We start from the raw sequence: 21,884 nt of genomic DNA on the forward strand, positions 1-21,884 counted from the left end.
AGTTACCCCCGAAAGCGCTGCTGGTTTTCTAAAAACCACTGGTAGGTGCTGGCAAGGCCGGCTTCCAGTGAGATTTCGTGATACCAGCCCAGTTGATGCAGACGCGAAACGTCGAGCAACTTGCGCGGCGTGCCGTCCGGTTTGGTGGCGTCAAACACCACCCGCCCCTTAAAGCCCACCACTTTCGCCAGCGTTTGCGCCAGCTCGCGGATGGTGCAGTCCACGCCGGTACCGACGTTGATGTGCGACAGCATCGGCTGGGTGTTTTCCAGCCATACGCTGCGATCCAGCTCCATCACGTGGATGCTCGCCGCCGCCATATCATCAACGTGCAGGAACTCACGCATCGGCGTGCCGCTCCCCCATACCACCACGTCGGCGGCGTTTTGCTGTGACGCCTCGTGGAAGCGGCGCAGCAGCGCCGGAATCACGTGTGAATTGCTCGGGTGGAAGTTGTCGTTCGGCCCGTACAGGTTGGTGGGCATCACCGAGCGATAGTCGCGGTTATGCTGACGGTTGTAGGACTCACACAGTTTGATACCGGCGATTTTAGCAATCGCGTACGGCTCGTTGGTGGCCTCCAGCGTCCCCTGCAGCAGCTCGCTTTCGTGCATTGGCTGGTTCGCCATCTTCGGATAGATGCACGATGAGCCGAGGAACAGCAGCTTATTCACGTTATGGCTATGCGCCGCATGAATAATGTTGCTTTCGATCATCATGTTCTCGTAGATGAAATCCGCCGGGAAAGTGTTGTTGGCGACAATGCCGCCCACCTTCGCCGCCGCCAGATACACCTGATCAATGTTTTCGCGAGCAAAAAAGTCATTCACCTCGCGGCTGTCCAGCAGATTAAGCTCATCGCGGCGGCGTAAAACCAGATCCACATTGCCGCGCTGCTCAAGCTGTCGAACGATGGCTGAGCCCACCATTCCCCGGTGACCCGCCACAAAAATACGTTGTCGGGTCATACTCAGGACTCCAGGGCGATCGCCACTTCGTAGCCGTGGGATTTCAGCAGAGAATGTTTCTTCGCGGCTTCCAGATCGTTAGCCACCATTTCAGAAACCATTTCTTTCAGGGTGATTTCCGGTTTCCAGCCCAGCTTCTCGTGCGCTTTGGTTGGGTCACCGAGCAGGGTTTCCACTTCCGCCGGACGGAAGTAGCGCGGATCGACGGCCACCATTATGTCGCCCGGCTTCACGCCTGGTGCATCGTGACCGGTGACGGAAACCACAATCCCCTTCTCTTCCACGCCGGTGCCTTCAAAGCGCAGTTTGATTCCAAGCTGTGCGGCGGACATTTCGACGAACTGGCGCACGGAGTACTGCACGCCGGTGGCAATCACGAAATCTTCCGGGTTCTCCTGTTGCAGCATCATCCACTGCATTTTCACGTAGTCTTTGGCGTGACCCCAGTCGCGCAGGGAGTCCATGTTGCCGAGGTACAGGCACTTCTCAAGACCCTGGGCGATGTTGGCAATCGCACGGGTGATTTTACGGGTGACGAAAGTTTCACCACGACGCGGGGACTCATGGTTGAACAGAATGCCGTTACAGGCGTACATGCCGTAGGATTCGCGATAGTTGACGGTTATCCAGTAGGCATACAGCTTGGCAACCGCATACGGCGAGCGCGGGTAGAACGGGGTGGTTTCTTTTTGCGGAATTTCCTGCACCAGTCCGTACAGTTCGGAGGTTGACGCCTGATAGAAACGGGTTTTCTTCTCCAGCCCTAAGAAGCGAATCGCTTCCAGCAGTCGCAGCGTACCCATGGCATCAACATCAGCGGTATATTCCGGGGATTCGAACGACACGGCAACGTGGCTCATCGCGCCCAGGTTGTAGACTTCATCCGGCTGCACTTCCTTGAGAATACGCGTCAGGTTTGAGCTGTCGGTCAAATCGCCATAGTGCAGGTGAAATTTCGGGTTGCTGCTGTGCGGATCCTGGTAGATGTGATCGACACGTTCGGTGTTAAAGGAAGAAGCACGACGTTTGATCCCGTGAACTTCATATCCTTTTTCCAGCAGCAGTTCCGCCAGATAAGAACCATCCTGCCCGGTTACGCCGGTAATAAGTGCGACTTTCGCCATGATATTTTCCTCAATAAAGTCCCGTTTAGGGAGTAACTTTCTCTACGCGTTCGCGCGTGACCACTGCGGGATTGCCGCGACAAATCATATTTGCCGGTAGCGATTTAAAAACGCTGCTACGGGCACCGACTATCGTGCCGTCGCCTATCGTTATACCGGGGGCAACGAAAACATCGGTTGCCAGCCAGCATTTTTCACCGACTACTATTGGAGCGGCATGAATATCAAAATGCGCGCTCTGATAATCATGACTACCGGTGCATAAATAACATTTCTGCGAGACGACTGAATTAGCGCCGAGGGTAATATTCCCCAAGGTATACAGCACCGCGTCATCACCCACCCAGGCATAATCACCAATGGTTAATTTCCATGGATAAGTAATTTTCACCGATGGGCGAATAACTACGTTTTTTCCTATTTTTGCGCCAAACAGGCGTAATAAAAATGCGCGCCAGCGGTAGAGTATCTGCGGTGACCAGGCGAATAATGTAGCCTGGACCGCCCACCAGATTTGGACTTTAATCCCCCCTGCGCCGCGAAAACCGTTAGGGACTTTGAATCCTGATAATTCCTGCATCTTATTTCCTTACGCTTTGTTATACAGCGCCTTGGTTTTACCGGTAGTACGCAGGCGTAATAAATAAGACAATTCCGTCAACAATGTTGGCAGGCGTAATATTTCGCGTTGAACTTTTTTCGCATCCTGACACAGTTGCAAATTATTGGTGGTGGATACGCCGCCCATCGAAAATTCAGACACTAGACCTTTAATACGTTTAAAACCGTAGCCCGATTTATACATTCTGGCGGTCAGCGCATAATCCGATGACACGCGATACTGCACGTCATAGGGATAATTTTTCAGTCCACGCAGCGGAAAGAAAATCGCCTGATGGCTGGCCGGAAGACTGTGGTAAATATACCACCCGCGCTTGGCGCTGCGGCGCACCTGATGACCATCGCCAAAGTCCAGCATCGCATCGCCGAGGAACATGGCATCGTCATTCTGGCCGCGCAGCTGGCGGACAAACTGCGCCACCTCAGGATGAAAGCAGTCGCCGGAATTAAGGAACAGCACAAACTTGCCGTTGGCCATGCGAATGCCTTTATTCATCGCGTCATACAGGCCTTTATCCGGCTCGCTGACATAACGTAACTGGTACTGTCCATTACGTTTTTCGAGAAATTCTGCCGTGCCGTCATCCGAACCGCCGTCGACCACAATCCACTCAAAGGTCAGGCTCGGATCCCCCGCCAGATGCGCCAGCGAACGCCAGGTTTTCATCACGCCTTCATAGTTGCGAAAGGCGACGGTAACCACACTTAACAACATGTTTCACCTCATCTGCTATCAGCAATATTCAGCGCTTTACGCAGAATAAAAGGACAAACAATTAAAAACGCATATTCCGGGCTAAATATCGAACCGGTAAAAAATAATGATATCGGCGTGAAAAGATACAGCTGCACGGCGAAATTGCGATTATTCCCAAATGCGTTAATAAACAATTTAAAAACGTAATACAGGTAGCCCGCAGTTAATATCACTGCAAACCACGAAAAATAAATCATTAACAGGTACAGACCATTGTCTATGGTTTTACCAACATCCGCACCGTTAAATATTCCGAATGATGCAACATATTCGTAAAGAGATCCGAAGCGAATAACTCCATCAATGCTTGTCAATGAGTAACCGACCATCACCAATGGACCAATAATACGGTAATACGATGATGAACCTTCCGTACCCAAATCGCCCAGGCGAGTTGCAATATACGGAAATGCAAATACCAGACCGACTAAAAACACGCCTAAGGAAATAATCGCCAACGGCAATTTTTTCTTGATCGCATCTTTGTTCAGATACTGGAACGCCCACTCCAGCAGATAGAACAGGATAAATGTCATTACCCCAGAGAACGATCCTGAAAGAATTATCCCTGCCAGAATCATAGCATCAGACTTCGGCGTTTTGATACCAAACTGTTTGATGCAAAGCCAAATTGAGATTAATGCCAGAGCGAAGAATGCCGGTTCAAAATAAAGCGCGGTAGTACGCTTCCCACCAAATTTGATGAAATTCAGCACATAGCTATTACTGTATATAAGATATTTCGAAATTATCTCAATCAGGCTACTGCCACCAAACAGAATAATCTGCGCCATCTCGAGGGCGGCCAGCAGCACAATAATGGTAATCACCACATAGAAGAAACGCAGGATCTTACGATGGTTATGCGGCGAAATGGTTTTAAAGCGAATGCTCCAGACCATGCCAATAATAATCACGATGTAGACAAACAGCATCGTTGAGGTGACGTATTTGCTCGGGTCCAGCGATTGACCAAACACGTAGTTAAACAGGGTCAGCCCCACGCCCAACCCAAGGGCAATCATCAGTTTTTTGAGGTTGATGCGTTCAACAAACAGCAGCAGCAGTGCAGGCAGAAAGGTGACGATGGTAATCGGGAAACTTTCACCCAACTGCGCCAGTTTAACGTTAACCAGCAGGTAGATTAGCGGCAGCAGCAGGTAGCTACAGACTCTGATAGAACGAGACATATTCCTCCAGCATCTGTTGTCCACTGTAGGCCTGGCGGCTGCGCGCGCTAAAACGTTCAAGCGTGGTGCCGAATACCGCCTGGGCAATGTCCGCTTTTGGCAGCTGCACCAGCGCCAGCGCTTGTGCTTCATCCACGGTCAGGCCACCGGATTTTTCCAGCACCTCTTTGGCAGCCTCACTGTGAGTGGCAATCACCGGCACCCCGATGGAAAGCGCTTCGCAGAGGATCAGCGGATAGTTATCCACCCGCGAGCTAAACAGCAGCGCATCCAGCGGGTTCAGCTCGCTCATCAGCTGACGTTTATCGGTCAGAAAGCCGTGGTTCACCACGTTGTCACCGCTAAACGGCGAGAATTTACCGAAGGTGTGGACTTCCACTTTGTCGCCGAGGGCGATGATATCGCGCACCAGCTGCTGATTGGTTTTACCGTCATAGCGCAGGTCGTGCGCCACCACGGCAATTTTTGGCCGCGTAGCGCTGGCTTTGATCGGCGTTAATTCGGCCAGAATGGCTTCCGTCGCCACATCAATACCGTTGTTGATTATCTGACAGCGCCCTGCCCCATAAAGGCTATTAAACGCCTCGGCTACGTGCTGGCTGGGCGAGATAAAACGGCAGCCGAGCGCCAGCATCTGGCGGAACAGCTGGCGTTTTTCATCCACCAAACTGCGCGCGCGGTCGACTTTCACCGGCGGATAGTTATCGAGCGTCGGGCACTTCTGGCAGCCGCTCTTCCAGCCTTCGCAGCCGTCTAAAAACGCGCAGCGCCCGGTCACGCTCCAGTGATCGTGCAGCGTCCAGATAAAGGTGACGTCACTTTTATGCCCTTTCACGCGCTCGCAAAAATCCACCACGTCGGCCAGGTTCAGCCAGTAGCTGTGCATCACATGAAAATGCAGCACCACCGGGCCATCCAGCCGCGTGACCTGGCGATAGAGGTTGTTGAGGTTGCCAAACAGATCGCGATTGAACAGGCGGAACAGCGCCAGATTGGCAACCGAGGTCAGCCGGGCGGTTTGCTTCACCACCTGCGGATAGCGATCGTGGCTAACGCTTTTTTTACCGCCTTTACCGTAGCCATAGACAAACGTAGAGCTTAGCCCCTGACGCAGCGCGCGCTGATGTAAGTCAAGCGCGACGCCCGCCGCCCCGCCTTCGGCCAGACGAACATTGAATTGCAAAATATTCATTTAATTACCTTCACTCGCGCTTTTTCACCCACCACCAGCGCATTATCGGGAACGTCGTCGAGCACCACGCTGCCCGCGCCTACCGTCACGTGGTTACCGATGCGGATACCGCCGATAATCACCACGTTGGCGCCAAGTTCAACGCCGTTGCCGAGGGTCGGACAATCCAGGCTGTTGGGGCCTCGATTACCCAGGGTGACGCCGTGGCGGATGGTGAAATCGTCCCCCGCCACCACGTTTTTATTGATAACCACCGCATAGCCGTGATGAATGGTGAAGCGTCGGCCAATGGTCGCCGCGGCCTGAATTTCATAACCGAAAAAGCATTCGGTGATGATGCGGTACAGCACCAGTACCGGGGCCGCCCACAGATTGTTGATGACGTTTTTTTTGCGCCACACCGAGCAGAAGTGAGCCATGCGATAGGCCGTCACCATGCAGCAGGGACGCAGGCTCCAGCTGTTTGCGCGTAAGTCTTCCAGCAGCATTATTTACTCCGTAATCCATCGACCCAGCGTTTGCCGTTGCGCACCGACAGCAGCGTCAGAAACGTCTTCCACGTCATACGCTTATTGCGAATCTGGTACAGCGTGAACAGTTGATACTTCTTACTGGCACGATCAAACTTGGCTTTGTGCTTACGGTAGAAGCTGAAGTAGCCGGAAAATTTTTTCGGCGATGAGGTGATCTGCATTTCGCCGTGGTTGATATGCAGAATTTGCGTTGCCGCTTCAATTTTCCACGGTTCACCGTAGGCCACCACCATGCGCAGGAAGATGTCGTAGTCCTGCGCCGCCTTCAGCTCGGTATCGAACAGACTCTCTTTAAAGCGCCACGCCCAGCTAAAGACCTGGTTGCCGATAATGTTGCGCTTATAAAACAGCGGACGGGAAAACGGTGATTTCGGATACAGCGGCAGGCTGGCGGGCTGCGAATAAACCTCGCCCTCGCAGACATAGTCGTTGGCGTATAAAAATGCATGGCCCATTAGTTGCTGCTTATGTTCAAGGAAAGTCGAGAGACGGTTTGGCGTCCACTCATCGTCATCATCGATGCCGGTAATAAACTGGCCTCTGGCCTGCAAGATGGCCTGATTGCGTACCGCGCAGGCGCCAGAGTTAAAATCGTTGCGGGTGTACTGCACGCGCACGTCATTGAGTTCGTCCACAAACTGCTGGAGCTGTTCATAGTTGCTGGAGCAATCATCCACGATGATCATCTCCCAATGGGGGTAGTCCTGGCGCAGAATGGATTTGATCGCGCGGATCGCCAGCTGCTGGCGATTCCAGGTTGGCATATAGATGGAGATCAATGGGTAGTCTGTGGTCATTGGGTATCCCCGAATAAGCGGTTCTGCTGTGGTTCCCCTCGCCCTAACCCTCTCCCCGAGGGGAGAGGGAACCGGTCGGCGCTCTCCTGATGAAAAGAGTCCGCAATTTTCTCCCGCACGCTCTGGGGTAAGGAGACTGCTCGGTTTTCCCCCTCTCCCCTCAGGGGGGAGGGTCGGGGTGAGAAGCAAAGGTTATTTCGAGTCCGACTGGTACTCGTACTCGTAGTAGCCGTAATCCTGATAGCCGGTCGCGCGGCGGAAAATGGAGTTGAGGATCACCCCTTTCACCGTGATGCCGTTTTGTTCAAAGCGATTCAGACTGGTTTCAACTTCCTTCAGGGTATTGACCGCGTAGCGCGTCACCATCAGGGTAGTTCCGGCGTGGCGGCCAACGATGGCGGCATCAGTCACAGCCAGAATCGGCGGGGTATCAATCAATACCAGGTCATAGTTTGCCGAGCCCCACTTCAGCAGTTCGCTAAAGCGTTCGCTCATCAGCAGCTCTGACGGATTCGGCGGCACCTGGCCGCGCGGGATAAGGTCCAGATTGGCAATGGTTGTGCGCTTCGCGCTGCTTTCAAGTGTCGCTTTGCCCACCAGAACGTCGGACAGGCCGTTGTCGTTGGTGGTGCCCAACAGTTCGTGGGAATAGCCTTTACGCATATCACAGTCGATCATCAGTACGCGTTTATGGGTCTGGCTAATCACCGCCGCGAGGTTGGCGCAGACGAAGGTTTTACCGATAGACGGGCTGACCCCGGTCATCATCAGCACGTTGTTCTGCGCCTGCATCATGGCAAAGTGCAGGCTGGTGCGCAGGCTGCGAATCGCTTCAATCGCCAGATCGGTTGGATTGCCCACCGCCAGCAGTTGGCTCTGCTTGTAGCGCTTCACGCCGTTAACGTTTTTCACGCTGTCATGGGATTTTTGCCATTCCGAAAGTGGAATGCTGGCGTACACGTTGATCCCGTGTTCTTCTAGCACCTGCGGGCTTTCGATACCGCGGTTAAACAGCGATCGCAGCAGCACGCCAACAATAGAGAGCATCAGGCCCAGAATAATACTGCCCAGAATAATCAGCGCTTTCTTCGGCTTCACTACGCCCGGTTGGGTAATCGCCGGGTCAACGATGCGCACATCGCCCACGGTGCTGGCTTTGGTGATTTTCAGCTCCTGCTGTTTATTCAGCAGCTGCATATAAACCTGCTGGCCGGACTCGACATCGCGAGTCAGACGCACAATTTCCTGCTGGGTCTTCGGCATCGCCGTGACGCGCTGACTGAGCTTCGCTTTCTCATCTTCCAGCGCCCGACGTTTTTCCAGCAGCGTGCGATACGCCGGGTGAATACGGGTGTAGAGCTTGGAAATTTCCGCTTCACGGAAGGTCAGTTCATTAAGCTGGGCGTCAATGTTGACCATGGAGTCGAGCACCGATTTCGCTTCCAGCGGCAGATCCACGGAGTCCTTTTGCTGACGGTAAGCGTTTAGCTTATTTTCGGCGACATCAAGCTGGCTACGCACCTGCGGCAACTGCACTTCGAGGAATTCAAGGCTCTTTGCCGCCTCTTCCGACTTACGCGCCACGTTCTGCGCCACGTAATTGCGGGCGATGCTATTAAGGATGTCGCGGATCTGGTCTTTATCTTCGCCGACCATATTCAGCGTCAGTACGCCGGAGTCTTTACCATCTTCCGTCACGCTGAGGCTGTTTTGCAGGGTGTTGATCATGCCCAGCGTCGAGTATTTGGTCAGCGTAAAGCTGGCACCATCGTGGGCGGCAATACCGGCAACCACCAGCGATACGCCATCTTTGTTCACCGCCTCACCCACTTTGCCTTCGACGCTGAAACCATCATCGTTGCTCAGTCGGTAGGTCGTCGGGCTTACAACCTCCAGCGTAAAAGTGCTGTCAGCCATCGCCACCGGACGATTAAAGCTGGTGACTTTCACCGTCTCGTTCTGACGTCCCATCAGTCGTTCCCAGCCGGCACCCAGAATGGGGAACGTGTTCTTACTGACCGCGATATCAAGATCCAGATCGTCGACGGTTTTCCCCAGCACCAGGCGAGAAGTAATCATCTGGATTTCCGCTTCGGACGCCGGCGGCTTGCTGGTCAGCGCATTGCTGATGTCCTGCACCAGCGCGCTGCCCTGATTTTGCTCAATACGCACCAACGCATCGGCGCTGTATATCGGCGTAGCGAACAGGGTATAAACAATCGCCGCGGCGGCAAAAGCGGCGGTAATGCCGAGAACCCACCATTTCGCTTCAATGACCGTGCCAACAAGGCGACCGATATCAATCTCATCGCCGCCCGAGACCGCCGGGCTTATCTGTTTTACTTTATCTGTCATGGTTATCCCTGCTGTGCTTTCAACGCCTGCGCCCATTGGGCGGCAGACCTGTCGAGTAACTGGTACACCGCTTCAAATGCCTCACGGCTTTTGCGATACGGATCGGGAATATCGCGTTGGTTATCCCAATGACCGAACAACATGACTTTGCCGCGCATCTCCGGCACCATTTCATGCAGGGTGGCGATATGTCGTTTCTCCATCGCCAGAATCAGATCGTACTCCCGGCACATGCGCCCGGAGAGCTGGCGCGCACAGTGGCCGTCGAGAGAAATATCGTGCGTCGCGGCCACACTCGCGGCGCGTTCATCCGCCGCCTTTCCCACCAGCGCACCCAGCCCCGCCGACTCAACGGTCATCTGCGGCAGATGGCTTCTCAGCAGCCGTTCAGCCGTGGGGGAACGACAGATGTTCCCCACGCAAACCACAAGAATTTTGTTAAACATGTCAGTTACCAGGTGTGAATGTCTTTCGCCGAGTCGGTCATGTAGCGAACGCCACTGATGGTCGGCAACAGTTGGTTGATCAGACGGTTCCAGCGGGCAACCGGCGCGGTCGTGACGTACACCACGTCATACGGCTGGAGGATAAAGTTGGTCGCCATCACCAGCGAGGTCGCGTCGGACATATCCAGCTGATAAATGTTGGCCATCTTGCCGTTGTTGCCCTCTTTGGTTGGGCGAATCACGAAGATGCCGCTGGCATCGGAGGTGCTCAGGTCGATACCTTCTGCCTGGCCCAGCGCTTCGGTCAGCGTCATGCCGCTGAAGTCCATTTTGAGGGTGCTCTGTTTTTTCACTTCGCCCATCACGAAGACTTTCAGGTCATCGTTACGCGGCACGAACAGAATGTCGCCAGGATACAGCAGGCGGTTCTGGCTCAGGTCGCCGTTTTGCATCAGCGCCTGTACGGAAATTCGCTGTTCGCGGCCATCGTGGGTCAGCACCACGTTACGCCAGTCGGCAAGCTCGCCAAGACCACCGGCGGCGTTGAGCGCGTCCAGTACGGTCAGCGGGACGTTGGTAATCGCCTGCTGACCCGACTTCGCCACCTGGCCCGAGACATAGACTTTCTGCGAACGGAAAGCGGCGACGTTAACATCCACCTGCGGGTCGGTGATGTAGGCGGCAAGACGTTGGGTGATAGTCTGGCGAATTTCCGCGAGCGTGCGGCCTTTAACCTGCACTTTTCCGATATACGGATAGAAAATGGTGCCATCAGGCTGCACCCAGTTGCCGGTATCGCTGGAGCTACGATACTGCCCCGCCGGGGTGGTCAACTCCGGGTGATCCCAGACGGTGACGTTCAGCACATCGCCTGAACCCACGCGATACTGGTAATTGCTTAACTCCTGATCCAGCGACATGTTAGGTTGCGCGACGTTAGGACGTGGGCGTAATTGTTCAATCAGTCGCGGGGTCAGCGGATAAACATTCACCATTCGGCCAATGTCATAATCAGCATCCTGCTGCTTAATCACATCTTTTCCGTAAGTAGACATATTGCTGCCTGGAAGGATGGTGCAACCACTCATCAAGCTTAACGACACCAATAATGGCATCAATTTTAGTTTGGATTTCATCATTGATTATTTATCACTTTGGCAGAAAAATTATCCTGTGCGAATTAAATTAATCCGTACCATTTGATTACCCGAGCATTCACCATGCATTTAATTATCAGTGAATATAACTGGCATATATCCTAAAATAGATTGGATTCATCCGCAGGCTATTGACAGAATAATCGAGACTTTGCGTTATGCCTTCAGGCACGCTACCGCCCTTGGCTTTCAGCTACCAATTCACCTTAAAATCATGTTGTTATGTAGTATGGAATCAAGCCATAAAAGAATATGGAATATTCCTGGATATATATGAATGAATTAGCTTTGCTATCTGACTGCTTTATGAAAGCCAGCAATAACCATTTCATTCAGCACCGAGGGAATTGTTGCAGCTAAGTGAATAGCAGGCAAGGTAAGGCTGACTGAAAGAATATTTTTAAGAATAATATTAAGACTAATTAGAACAATGGTTTTAGGAATTTCTTTATATTGACAAGTTAATTAATTGCTTATTTTTATTTTGATATTAAATATATATCACAGTCCCAATATGGTTATTATTCAACAAATCCCCATAATTTTTATCCGGATAAATCACCCGCAGACATTGCATTTTCCCGCGCATTTATCCATGATCAATTTGTCTTGTAACATAAGGTTTTAACCAACGTATGGAATGGATTGCCGATCCGTCTATTTGGGCGGGACTCGTGACGCTAGTCGTCATCGAGCTGGTTCTCGGAATTGATAATCTGGTGTTTATCGCCATCCTGGCCGAAAAGCTGCCGCCAGCCCAACGCGACCGAGCGCGCGTCACCGGGTTGATACTGGCGATGTTAATGCGCCTGCTGCTGCTGGCCTCTATCTCGTGGCTGGTCACGCTGACGAAGCCGCTGTTTAGCATCCGCAATTTTACCTTCAGCGCCCGCGACCTGATAATGCTGGTCGGTGGCTTCTTCTTGCTGTTTAAGGCCACGGTAGAGCTCAACGAGCGGCTGGAGGGCAAAGACAGCGATAATCCAACGCAACGGCGCGGAGCCCGCTTCTGGCCGGTGGTGATGCAAATTGTGGTGCTGGATGCGGTCTTCTCATTAGACTCGGTGATTACCGCCGTCGGGATGGTAGATCATCTGGCAGTGATGATGGCAGCGGTCATTATCGCTATTAGCCTGATGCTGCTCGCCAGCAAAGCGCTCACCCGCTTTGTGAACAGCCACCCAACCATCGTTATTTTGTGCCTTAGCTTCCTGCTGATGATTGGTTTTAGCCTGGTGGCCGAAGGCTTTGGCGTCATCATTCCGAAAGGTTATCTGTACGCCGCCATTGGTTTCTCGGTGATGATCGAGTCCCTTAATCAGCTGGCCATCTTCAATCGCCGCCGTTTCCTGACCGCCAACCAGTCGCTGCGAAGCCGCACTACCGACGCGGTGATGCGTCTGCTAAGCGGTAATAAAGAAGATGCCGAGTTGGATGCTAGTACCGCCTCGATGCTGGTCGATCAGGATAACCAGCAGATCTTCGACCCGCAGGAGCGACGGATGATTGAGCGCGTGCTCAATCTCAACCAGCGTACGGTCAGCAGTATTATGACCTCGCGCCACGATATTGAGCATATCGATCTGAGCGCGCCGGAAAGCGAAGTGCGGGCGCTGCTGGAGAAAAACCAGCACACGCGCCTCGTCGTCACCGGCGGCGATGATGAAGAAGACCTGCTTGGCGTGGTACACGTGATTGACCTGCTGCAACAATCTCTGCGCGGAGAGCCGCTGAACCTACGCGTGTTAATCCGCCAGCCGCTGGTCTTCCCGGAAGCTCTGCCGCTGCTGTCGGCGCTGGAACAGTTCCGTAACGCGCGGACCCACTTTGCCTTCGTGGTGGATGAATTTGGTTCTGTTGAAGGGGTCGTGACGTTAAGTGACGTGACGGAAACCATCGCCGGCAACCTGCCAAACGAAGCAGAGGAAATTGACGCTCGCCATGATATTGCGCGTAATGCGGATGGCAGCTGGACCGCGAACGGTCATATGCCGCTGGAAGACTTAGTGCAATATATCCCGCTGCCGCTGGACGATAAGCGTGAATATCACACCATCGCCGGGCTGCTGATGGAGCATCTACAGCGCGTGCCGAAGGCCGGAGAAGTGGTGCAGATTGGCCCATGGACGTTGAAAACCTTGCAGGTTGAAAGTCATCGGGTGCAGAAAGTGCAGATTATCCCGCCACCGCAGGATGAGCTGGATTACGAAGTGTAGTCAAAATGAGAGTCCCGGCAGGTTTAACCTGACCGGGAGACAAAAGTAAAAAACCGGCAAGCCTGAGCGTTGCCGGTTTTTTTTTACTGCTTATTTACTGCTTATCGAGCAATTGCTTCACATCTTTGCCCGACTGCGTGTTCTTATTACGCTCGGCCCAATCGTTCAATCGACGCTTAGCCTCACCTTGCAGATGGCGACGCAGTACCTGATCAACCTGCAGACTGTAGTTCAGCTCGTTCCATTTGCCGTAAACCCGCAGCGGAATCGCGGTGGTTTTCAGGATATCCACCAGTTTGCTTTGGCCCTGCCAGCCGCCAGTCACCTGAATGGCAAACTGCAGATCGCCCTCTTCTTTGACCAGATCCAGCGAACCTTTGCCGGTCAACGCCATCAACGAAGAGAGCCCGGCCATATTGCTGAAGGTCATGATGCCGCTATCAAGATCGATATCCGCCGCAAACTGATCCAAACGCGTGGCGCTGTCGTAGTTATCCTGACCGCGAATATCGGTACTGCGCTCAACCGCCTGCTGCACCAATTGCTGGAAGTTCAACCCTTCGGTGCGGGTGTCCTTCATCTCTATATGCGCCTGCCCCTGCCAGTCGCGACGGAAATGCTCGGCATCAATCATCGAGCCGGAGAAATCCCCTGCCAATGAAAGAAGCCCCGTCATGTCGATCGGATAGTTAAAGGCTTTTAGCAGGCTGCCAATCTGGATATTGTCGAGCTTAGGCTGGAACTCTGCTACCGGAGCGCCACTGCGGGCATCCAGCGTGCCGGGTAACGAAAGCTGACCACCATCCAGCGTTCCACCCAGCTGCGAGATACGAAGCAAACCCCGCTGATTCTCGGCCTGTACGCTGACGTTGGCAAACTGCATACCGCGCCAGATAACCGCTTTTGCCATCATCGCCAGCGTACCGTTGAAACCGGCCAGCCCGCTATAGGGGACCACATTGATACTGCTGGCAATCACTGGACGCGGACGCGATGGCGCAGCCTGGGCTTTTTGCGCCTCGCCGCCGCTATCCGCAATCGGCGAATGCAGCAACAGGTTATCGAGATTTAGCTTGTCGGATTGAAGGTTCAGCGCCCATACCGGAACATCGCCCAGCACCACGCTGCCGTCACCGGTGAGCACGCTATCGTTAGCGGTTAGATTGAGTGCGCTAAAGCTAAGCTTTTTAGCCTCTTCTTGCCAGCCAGCATTCAGACTGCCGCTACCAGAGATGCCCTGTGCGGGAAGATCCGCACCCTGTAGTTGCCAGCTAAGCTGCGACAGCTGAGCGTCCAGACGACGGGGATAGTCCCCGGCCTGCACCTGGGCGGAAAAGCTGAGCGTTAAATCGCGTTGGTCGCGGTTAACGCGCCCGGAGAAATCGACGGATGCCTGATGATTGGCATCCTGATCCATCTGCAGATGAATATCACGAATGGTGAGCTGCTCATCGCCTTCGTGCTGGAACACCAGCACGCTATCGACAACCTGCAGCCCGGCGATATCAAACGACCATCCGCGATCGCCTGGCTCCTGCGGCAACGAGGTGCCTTTCGGCGCAACCGGCGCATTATCGCTACGGGAGGCTTCGGTTTGCGGCGTTAGCTGCACTACCGCGCCTTTCAGCATCACCTGCTTCACCTGTAACTGATGCGAAAGCAGCGGCAGCAGCGAAACGTCGAGACGCATGTTGTCAGCCCGGACCAACGGTGCGCTAGCGCCCGGCGCGGTTAACGTCATCCGCCCGGACAAAATGCTCAGCCGCGGCCAGACATGCCAGCGAAGGGAGCCATCAAGCTGAAGCTGATATCCAGTACGGCTTTCAACCTGCTTCACCATATAACTGCGGAAATCGTTTGGATTCACCAGCAGCACCAACGATGAAAGACCGGCAATCAGCACTACCAGCAGAATCATCAGCGTCGTCAATATTCGTCTCATGGCACCCTCATCAGGTTTGCGACGGAAGGTCAGTCTTTATCAATACGACTGGCAACCGCACCCTGCTGATCGCGATATTTCGCATCTTCACGACGGTTATAGGGACGCGCAGCCGGGCCAGAAAGCGGCTCAAAACTTAATGCGCCAATCAGCATGCCCGGACGCAGCGCCAGCGGCAGCTTGCCGGAGTTGTAGAACTCAAGCACGATGCAACCCGACCAGCCCGGGTCGATACGGTGCGCCGTCACGTGAACCATCAGCCCCAGACGCGCCAGTGAAGAACGCCCATCGAGCCAGCCAACCAAATCTGCCGGTAGGGTAACGGATTCCAGCGTTACCGCCAGCGCCAGTTCACCCGGATGCAGGTAGAACGCGTCGCCTTCCGGCAGCACGATTTCATCGCTCATTACCCGGTCCAGCGCCGCGCTAACTTCAGCTTTCGGCCCGCTCAGATCGATATAGGCCGCCGTATGACCGCTAAAGGTGCGAAATTTATTGCCTAAACGCACGTCAACCGTTGCGCCATTGATACGCTCAACGGGCGGGCGCGGATTGATCGACAGTCGCCCTTCGTCCAGCCAGGCTTCTATATCTCGGTCACACAGACGCATATCATTCTCCTGTTTTACTGCCTGCCCTCTTCCGGCATGGTTAAGGGCTTTTAAGGCACGTTACACAATTCACGTGACTTATTCAAAAAACTGACTAATTTTCGCTTTCAGAATATCGATGGCGATGCGGTTTTTACCTCCGCGCGGCACGATAATATCGGCGTACTGCTTGGAAGGTTCAATAAACTGCAGGAACATTGGGCGTACCGTTTTCTGATACTGCGCCATCACCGAATCCATCGAGCGACCGCGTTCGTTGACATCCCGCTTGATACGACGCATCAGGCAGATATCGAGCGGCGTATCGACAAAGATAGAGAAATTCATCTCATCGCGCAGGCGCGCGTCGGTCAGCAGCAGGATACCTTCAAGAATAATCACTTTTTTCGGTTCGATATGAATCGTTTCCTGCTTACGGGTATGCTCGACATAGCTGTAAACCGGTAACTCAATAGGATTGCCGCGCTTGAGGGTCTGCAGATGCTGGAACAACAGGCTGTGATCCATCGCGTTTGGATGGTCATAGTTGGTTTTAACCCGATCTTCCATGGACAGGTGACTTTGGTCTTTATAATAGCTATCTTCAGGAATAACACCGATGTGCTCATCGCCCACCTGTTCGCGTAACTCGCGATACAGCGTACTAGCAATAAGACTTTTACCTGAAGCCGATGCGCCGGCGATGCCTACAATGACGCACTGATGAGACTTATCAGTCATAAATTTTGCGACCCGATTAACCTGGATGAAAGGAAGGACGGCGCGAATAGAGATGACTATTCAACAAAGGGGTGTTGCGAATAATCCCGCGTATTAGCGCCAAACGCGGCAATTATAGGGATTTCAAGGCAACGATACCAGTCGTATACACCGATCTGCGGCGACAAAAGGTGGACAGCGCCGCAGATTGTTTCTGGCTTAACCTATTATTCATCAATGGAATATTACAAATCGCACTATTCGACGATTATTGTCAATTAGTGTCGTAGCTCCGATAAACAGCGCCAAAGATGATGCATAATTGGGGTTAATCTCGGTATGGCCGGAGAGAATGTCTCCGGAAAATGTGGTAATGAAGAAAGAAAACCAGCGTATTTCCCTTATCCCAACATCATCACTCCACTCGACGCAGATCCTCTTCGGTCTGGGAATCGCGACCTTCCTGTTTACGCTTTTCTCATTCACGCTGCTACAAAAACCCAGCGATCTTTCTCCGGTCTGGTTCCCGACGGCAATCATGACGGCGGCTTTTTATCGCTTCAACGTGAGGCTGTGGCCAGGCATCGCCCTCGCCGGCATTCTGGGGCTCATTGCCGCCACCTGGTTGTGCTCATTTTCAACGGTGGCCCTGTGGTATCCGCTTATCGATGTGCTGGAAGCGCTGGTTGGCGCGCTGTTGCTGCGCCGCTGGCTGGTATTTGATAATCCGCTGAGAAATCTACGCGACTGGACACGCATGGCAATTGCCTGCGCGCTGGTGCCACCGCTACTGGGCGGCATATTAATTGGCAGTTTGATGCCGGGTGAGAATACGCTGCAAACGCTGCTCATCTGGATGGTTGCCGAAGCGACAGGCGCACTGGCCCTCGTACCGCTAGGTCTGCTCATTAATGCACAGTTCTTCCAAAGTTACCGCAACACCCGACAGCTTATTTCAACCCTGGCGACCACGCTAATTACCCTGACGCTGAGCCTGCTGTCGATTCTCTATTTGCCGTGGCCATTTACCTTCATTATGGTGCTGCTCATGTGGGCTGCCGTTCGCCTGCCGCGCATAGAAGCCTTCCTTATTTTTCTGATAACCCTGATGGCGGTACTCACCTTAACCGCTCATCATCCGGTTGTTCAGCACATGATTGAGACCACGCTCAGTAGCTACCAACTCAACAACATGCCAGGGCTGCCATTCCTGATGGTGCTCCTTCCTACCGGGGTCATGAGTATTACCATGCACGCGGTGAACAGCGATCGGCGACACATTGCTGAGAGCGAAATGCGTTTTCGCAACGCCATGGAATATTCCGCTATCGGCATGGCGGTGGTCGATACTTACGGGCAGTGGCTCCAGGTGAATAAGGCCCTGTGTCATTTCCTCGGTTATAGCCAGGAAGAGCTGCATCGAATGACCTTCCAGCAGGTGACCTGGCACGAGGATTTAGCCGAAGATCTGGCCCAGCTTGACCGACTGGTGCGCGGTGAAATCGACAGTTACTCGCTGGAAAAACGCTACTGCTCGCGCGGGGGTGAAATTGTGTGGGCGCTGCTGGCCGTCTCTCTGGTTCGTCACGATGACGGCACGCCGCTCTATTTCATCAAGCAAATTGAAGACATTAACTCTCTGAAAAAAAGCCGCGAAGCCAATAAACAATTGATGACGCGAATCACTCAGGCCAACGAAGCGCTATTCCAGGAAAAAGAACGGCTGCACATTACGCTGGACTCGATTCGTGAAGCGGTGATCAGTACCGATAATCAGCAAAAGATTATCTTTATGAATCCAGTGGCCGAAAAAATGAGCGGCTGGAAGCAAAGCGAAGCCCAGGGTAAACCCCTTCTTGAGGTCTTACGCATCACCTACGGCAGTGACGGCTTCACGCTCAATCAACTTAACGCCGAAGAGAAATCTAACGACGAAGCCGACCACGATAAAATCCTGCAAAATCGCTACGGCGGAAACTTCGATATTCATTACACCATGACGCCGCTGAAAACGCAGGAAGGCGAACGTATCGGCTTCGTACTGGTTATTCAGGATGTCACCGAGTCACGTAAGTTGCTACGTCAGTTAAGCTACAACGCAACGCACGATGCGCTCACCGGTTTGCCAAACCGCTCCAGCTTCGAAAGTCAGTTGAAGGGGCTGCTCAAACTGCTGCCGGGCAGCCATCAATCGCATGCGCTGGTGATGCTCGACCTCGACTTCTTTAAAGCGGTAAACGACAGCGCCGGTCACGCGGCAGGGGATGCGCTGCTGCACGAAATTGCCGGTTTGATGCGCTCAATGCTGCGGCCCAGCGATATTCTGGCGCGTCTGGGCGGCGATGAGTTCGGCTTTATTATTCGCCACTGTTCCACCGATCAGGCGCTAAGCGCCACCGAACGAGTGGTCAACGCCATCAATCATTACGAGTTTACCTGGGGCGGGCGCCTGCATCGAATTGGAGCCAGCGCGGGCTTAACGTTGATTCATGAACACAACGCCAGCCTCGCCGAAGCGCTGGTGCAGGCGGACTCCGCCTGTTACACCTCAAAGAATAATGGCCGCGGGATTGTCACGGTTTACGCGACCACACTTCACTCCGGCGACCAGGTCTCTGAATACCAGATATGCAATAACGCGTAGGAACGCCAGGGCTGCCAGCGCTCGGCGTAGCGGCGTATCTGTGCGGGCGTCATGCCGGGGAAGCGCTGCTTAATCAGATAATCATCGGGCAGGAAGATATCTTTCGCCTGCCAGCCGCGCAGCGCGAAATAGTTCGCCGTCCAGCGACCAATACCAGGATATTGCTGGAGCGCTTTGAGCGCCTGCTCAACGTCGTCCGGCTGCGCGGCGGCCAGTTCACCGTTGAGCACCGCATGAGCAAAATGGATCAGCGACTCCGCGCGTTTTAGCGGCATTCCCAGCGTTTTCAATTCCGCCGGGTCCGCCGCCGCTAACCGTTCCGCCGTTGGGAATAGCATGAACCCTTCGCCTTCCACCAGCGGTTCACCGTATCGGGCCACCACTTTTCCCGTTAGCCGCGCGGCCATCGCCACGCTCACCAGCTGTCCGAGAATGGCACGTACGCCCTGCTCAAAAACATTGAGTGAGCCAGGCAGCCGCAGTCCTGGACGGGAAGCCGCCAGCGTGCCCAGTGCCTGCTGAACTGGCTGCGGACAGCAGGCTAAATCCAACAGTTTTATCACGCCTTCACGCGCCTGATTTTCCACCGCTAGTAGACCGGGAGTCAGCTGGACGCGCAGCACCTGCCGCGTCTCATCTGGCGTCATGGTAATCAACCCGCAATGTGGCCCACTGCGCCAGCTGCGGATATAGCTACCGTCTTGAAAACGTTCGATACCGTTTACGGCACGCGCCTGTAAAAAATTGAACATCCAGTGCCAGTCGTACGGCGGGAGCCACGGCAGTTCAAACATCGTCAGTCCTTCTACATGGAAATCGCGAGAAGGTTACAGCATAGCGGTTAATCGCCGGGATGACCTTGCTTTCATATTCCAGTTGCCGCCTCCCCAACATTCCGCTAAAGTCGCCCCCCTTTCTTCACTGGCATGGGGATGATTGACGTGTTTATTGGTTTTGACTACGGGACAGCGAACTGTTCTATCGCCGTGATGCAGGATGGCGCACCGCGCATGCTGATGATGGAAAACGGCAGCACCCTGCTGCCTTCGATGCTGTCTGCGCCGACGCGCGAATCGGTGAGCGAGTGGCTGTACCGCCACCACCAGGTTCCGGCTTCGGGTGATGAAACCCAGGCGCTGCTGCGTCGGGCCATCAACTACAACCGCGATGAAGATATCGATGTACTGAGCAACAGCGTGCAGTTTGGCCTGGCGTCGCTCAAGCAATACATCACTGACCCGGAAGAGGTCTACTTCGTGAAGTCGCCGAAATCCTTCCTCGGCGCGAACGGGCTTAAACCGCAGCAGGTAGCGGTATTCGAAGATTTAGTCTGCTCCATGATGCTGCATATTCGCCAGCAGGCGCAGTCGCAGCTGCAGGACAACCTGGATCAAGCGGTGATTGGCCGCCCGATAAACTTCCAGGGGCTTGGCGGCGATGAGGCCAACGCGCAGGCGGTCGGAATCCTCGAACGCGCAGCGAAACGTGCCGGTTTCCGCGAAGTTGTATTCCAGTACGAACCGGTTGCCGCCGGTCTTGATTTTGAGGCCACCCTCAGCGATGAAAAACGCGTGCTGGTGGTGGATATCGGCGGCGGGACCACCGACTGCTCCGTTTTACTGATGGGGCCACAGTGGCGCACTCGCCACGACCGTGAGCAGAGCCTGCTTGGCCACAGCGGCTGCCGCGTCGGCGGGAACGATCTCGACATCGCGCTGGCCTTTAAAAGCCTGATGCCGCTGCTGGGCATGGGCGGCGAGACCGAAAAAGGCATCGCCCTGCCTATTCTGCCGTGGTGGAACGCGGTGGCGATTAACGATGTCCCGGCGCAAACCGATTTCTACAGCGCCGCCAACGGTCGCCTGCTGCGCGATCTGGCGCGCGACGCCCGCGATGCGGAAAAAGTGTCTCTGCTGTATAAAGTCTGGCAGCAGCGTTTAAGCTATCGCCTGGTGCGCAGTGCGGAAGAGAGCAAAATCGCCCTGTCCGAGAATGCGCAAATCAATACCGCGCTGCCGTTTATCAGCGACGCATTAGCCACCGCCATCAGTCAGGACGGGCTTGAGGCCGCGCTGAATCAGCCGCTGACGCGTATTCTTGAGCAGGTTCAGCTGGCGCTGGAAAACAGCAGCGAAAAACCCGACGTTATCTACTTAACCGGCGGTAGCGCCCGCTCCCCGCTGATTAAGAAAGCACTGGCCGAACAGCTGCCGGGCATTCCTATCGCCGGTGGCGATGATTTTGGCTCGGTCACTGCCGGTCTTGCTCGCTGGGCGCAGGTGGTTTTCGCCTGATCGGACCGTTGACTTCGCTGCTTTTTCAACCTATCGTAAAGGAGTTAGGGTAAGGGAGGATTGCTCCTCCCCCTGGTGTCTTAGTAAGCCGGTAAGCTAATGACTAAGAGTATCACCAGTATGATGACCATGTTCATCATAACCCTTTCCTTATATAAGGCCCCTTCATCAGAGGGGCTTTCCTGTTTTATACCCGTCATACTTCAAGTTGCCTGTGCGTTGGCTACGCTCGTTCACCCCAGTCACGTACTCCTGTACGCTCCTGGGGATTCGCTCCCTTGCCGCCTTCCTGCAACTCGAATTATTTTGGCTATAGCACCACGCTAAACGCCGCTGAC

The 21,884-nt window shown here is 54.0% G+C and carries 19 protein-coding genes; 3 read left to right on the forward strand and 16 right to left on the reverse strand.

The window, feature by feature from the left end; all coding sequences use genetic code 11:
• Positions 1-2: 2 nt before the first annotated feature.
• From fcl to ABOC97_RS08620, 11 genes are all read right to left on the reverse strand, one after another.
• Entirely contained in the window at positions 3-968 is a 966-nt protein-coding gene (fcl, locus tag ABOC97_RS08570; RefSeq protein ID WP_349596310.1) for a GDP-L-fucose synthase, read from the reverse strand.
• A gap of 2 nt (positions 969-970) precedes the next feature.
• Positions 971-2,092 (reverse strand): GDP-mannose 4,6-dehydratase, encoded by a 1,122-nt coding sequence (gmd, locus tag ABOC97_RS08575; protein ID WP_349596313.1) that lies wholly within the window; start codon positions 2,090-2,092, stop codon positions 971-973.
• 25 nt (positions 2,093-2,117) lie between these two features.
• Positions 2,118-2,672 (reverse strand): colanic acid biosynthesis acetyltransferase WcaF, encoded by a 555-nt coding sequence (gene wcaF / locus ABOC97_RS08580; RefSeq protein WP_349596316.1) that lies wholly within the window; start codon positions 2,670-2,672, stop codon positions 2,118-2,120.
• Between the two features lie 9 nt (positions 2,673-2,681).
• Positions 2,682-3,428, reverse strand: a complete 747-nt coding sequence (wcaE, locus tag ABOC97_RS08585) for a colanic acid biosynthesis glycosyltransferase WcaE (RefSeq protein WP_349596319.1) — start codon at positions 3,426-3,428, stop codon at positions 2,682-2,684.
• An 8-nt stretch (positions 3,429-3,436) separates the two neighbouring features.
• Positions 3,437-4,660, reverse strand: a complete 1,224-nt coding sequence (gene wcaD, locus ABOC97_RS08590) for a colanic acid polymerase WcaD (protein WP_349596322.1) — start codon at positions 4,658-4,660, stop codon at positions 3,437-3,439.
• Positions 4,635-5,852 (reverse strand): colanic acid biosynthesis glycosyltransferase WcaC, encoded by a 1,218-nt coding sequence (wcaC, locus tag ABOC97_RS08595; protein ID WP_349596323.1) that lies wholly within the window; start codon positions 5,850-5,852, stop codon positions 4,635-4,637. The genes wcaD and wcaC overlap by 26 nt, the downstream gene beginning before the upstream one ends.
• Entirely contained in the window at positions 5,849-6,337 is a 489-nt protein-coding gene (wcaB, locus tag ABOC97_RS08600) for a colanic acid biosynthesis acetyltransferase WcaB (protein ID WP_349596538.1), read from the reverse strand. Before wcaB ends, wcaC begins: the two co-directional genes overlap by 4 nt.
• A gap of 2 nt (positions 6,338-6,339) precedes the next feature.
• Complete coding sequence (gene wcaA / locus ABOC97_RS08605; protein ID WP_349596326.1) at positions 6,340-7,182, reverse strand: colanic acid biosynthesis glycosyltransferase WcaA; 843 nt, start codon at positions 7,180-7,182, stop codon at positions 6,340-6,342.
• 192 nt (positions 7,183-7,374) lie between these two features.
• Positions 7,375-9,537, reverse strand: a complete 2,163-nt coding sequence (wzc, locus tag ABOC97_RS08610; protein ID WP_349596329.1) for a tyrosine-protein kinase Wzc — start codon at positions 9,535-9,537, stop codon at positions 7,375-7,377.
• Positions 9,538-9,539: 2 nt separating this feature from the next.
• Positions 9,540-9,983 carry a low molecular weight protein-tyrosine-phosphatase Wzb gene (wzb, locus tag ABOC97_RS08615; RefSeq protein WP_349596332.1) on the reverse strand — a complete coding sequence of 148 codons (444 nt, stop codon included), beginning with the start codon at positions 9,981-9,983 and terminating at the stop codon, positions 9,540-9,542.
• Positions 9,984-9,988: 5 nt separating this feature from the next.
• Positions 9,989-11,122, reverse strand: coding sequence for a polysaccharide export protein (locus ABOC97_RS08620; RefSeq protein WP_349596334.1), 1,134 nt, complete (start codon positions 11,120-11,122; stop codon positions 9,989-9,991).
• A 653-nt stretch (positions 11,123-11,775) separates the two neighbouring features.
• Here ABOC97_RS08620 and ABOC97_RS08625 point away from each other — a divergent pair.
• Positions 11,776-13,356 carry a TerC family protein gene (locus ABOC97_RS08625; protein ID WP_349596337.1) on the forward strand — a complete coding sequence of 527 codons (1,581 nt, stop codon included), beginning with the start codon at positions 11,776-11,778 and terminating at the stop codon, positions 13,354-13,356.
• A gap of 94 nt (positions 13,357-13,450) precedes the next feature.
• Here ABOC97_RS08625 and asmA read toward each other — a convergent pair whose 3' ends face one another.
• The 3 genes from asmA to udk all read right to left on the reverse strand — a co-directional run bounded on the left by asmA (position 13,451) and on the right by udk (position 16,629).
• On the reverse strand, positions 13,451-15,298 hold the full coding sequence (gene asmA, locus ABOC97_RS08630) for an outer membrane assembly protein AsmA (RefSeq protein WP_349596340.1): 1,848 nt from the start codon (positions 15,296-15,298) through the stop codon (positions 13,451-13,453).
• Positions 15,299-15,327: 29 nt separating this feature from the next.
• Complete coding sequence (dcd, locus tag ABOC97_RS08635; RefSeq protein WP_234502091.1) at positions 15,328-15,909, reverse strand: dCTP deaminase; 582 nt, start codon at positions 15,907-15,909, stop codon at positions 15,328-15,330.
• A gap of 78 nt (positions 15,910-15,987) precedes the next feature.
• The gene (gene udk / locus ABOC97_RS08640) at positions 15,988-16,629 is read right to left on the reverse strand and encodes a uridine kinase (RefSeq protein WP_052285230.1); all 642 of its coding nucleotides are present in this window, start codon (positions 16,627-16,629) and stop codon (positions 15,988-15,990) included.
• A 331-nt stretch (positions 16,630-16,960) separates the two neighbouring features.
• Between udk and ABOC97_RS08645 the strand changes: the two genes are divergently transcribed.
• The gene (locus ABOC97_RS08645) at positions 16,961-19,252 is read left to right on the forward strand and encodes a PAS domain S-box protein (RefSeq protein ID WP_349596345.1); all 2,292 of its coding nucleotides are present in this window, start codon (positions 16,961-16,963) and stop codon (positions 19,250-19,252) included.
• On the opposite strand, the gene alkA is transcribed toward ABOC97_RS08645, so the two are convergent.
• Positions 19,204-20,046, reverse strand: a complete 843-nt coding sequence (alkA, locus tag ABOC97_RS08650) for a DNA-3-methyladenine glycosylase 2 (RefSeq protein ID WP_349596348.1) — start codon at positions 20,044-20,046, stop codon at positions 19,204-19,206. The genes ABOC97_RS08645 and alkA overlap by 49 nt on opposite strands.
• A 147-nt stretch (positions 20,047-20,193) precedes the next feature.
• Here alkA and yegD point away from each other — a divergent pair, with 147 nt between their 5' ends.
• Complete coding sequence (yegD, locus tag ABOC97_RS08655; RefSeq protein ID WP_349596541.1) at positions 20,194-21,546, forward strand: molecular chaperone; 1,353 nt, start codon at positions 20,194-20,196, stop codon at positions 21,544-21,546.
• A gap of 80 nt (positions 21,547-21,626) precedes the next feature.
• Here the strand turns inward: yegD and ABOC97_RS24035 are convergent, their stop codons facing one another.
• Entirely contained in the window at positions 21,627-21,746 is a 120-nt protein-coding gene (locus ABOC97_RS24035) for a type I toxin-antitoxin system Ibs family toxin (protein ID WP_459253820.1), read from the reverse strand.
• Positions 21,747-21,884 lie beyond the last annotated feature (138 nt).

Source organism: Kluyvera huaxiensis (assembly GCF_040149365.1).
GTDB lineage: Bacteria > Pseudomonadota > Gammaproteobacteria > Enterobacterales > Enterobacteriaceae > Kluyvera > Kluyvera intermedia_A.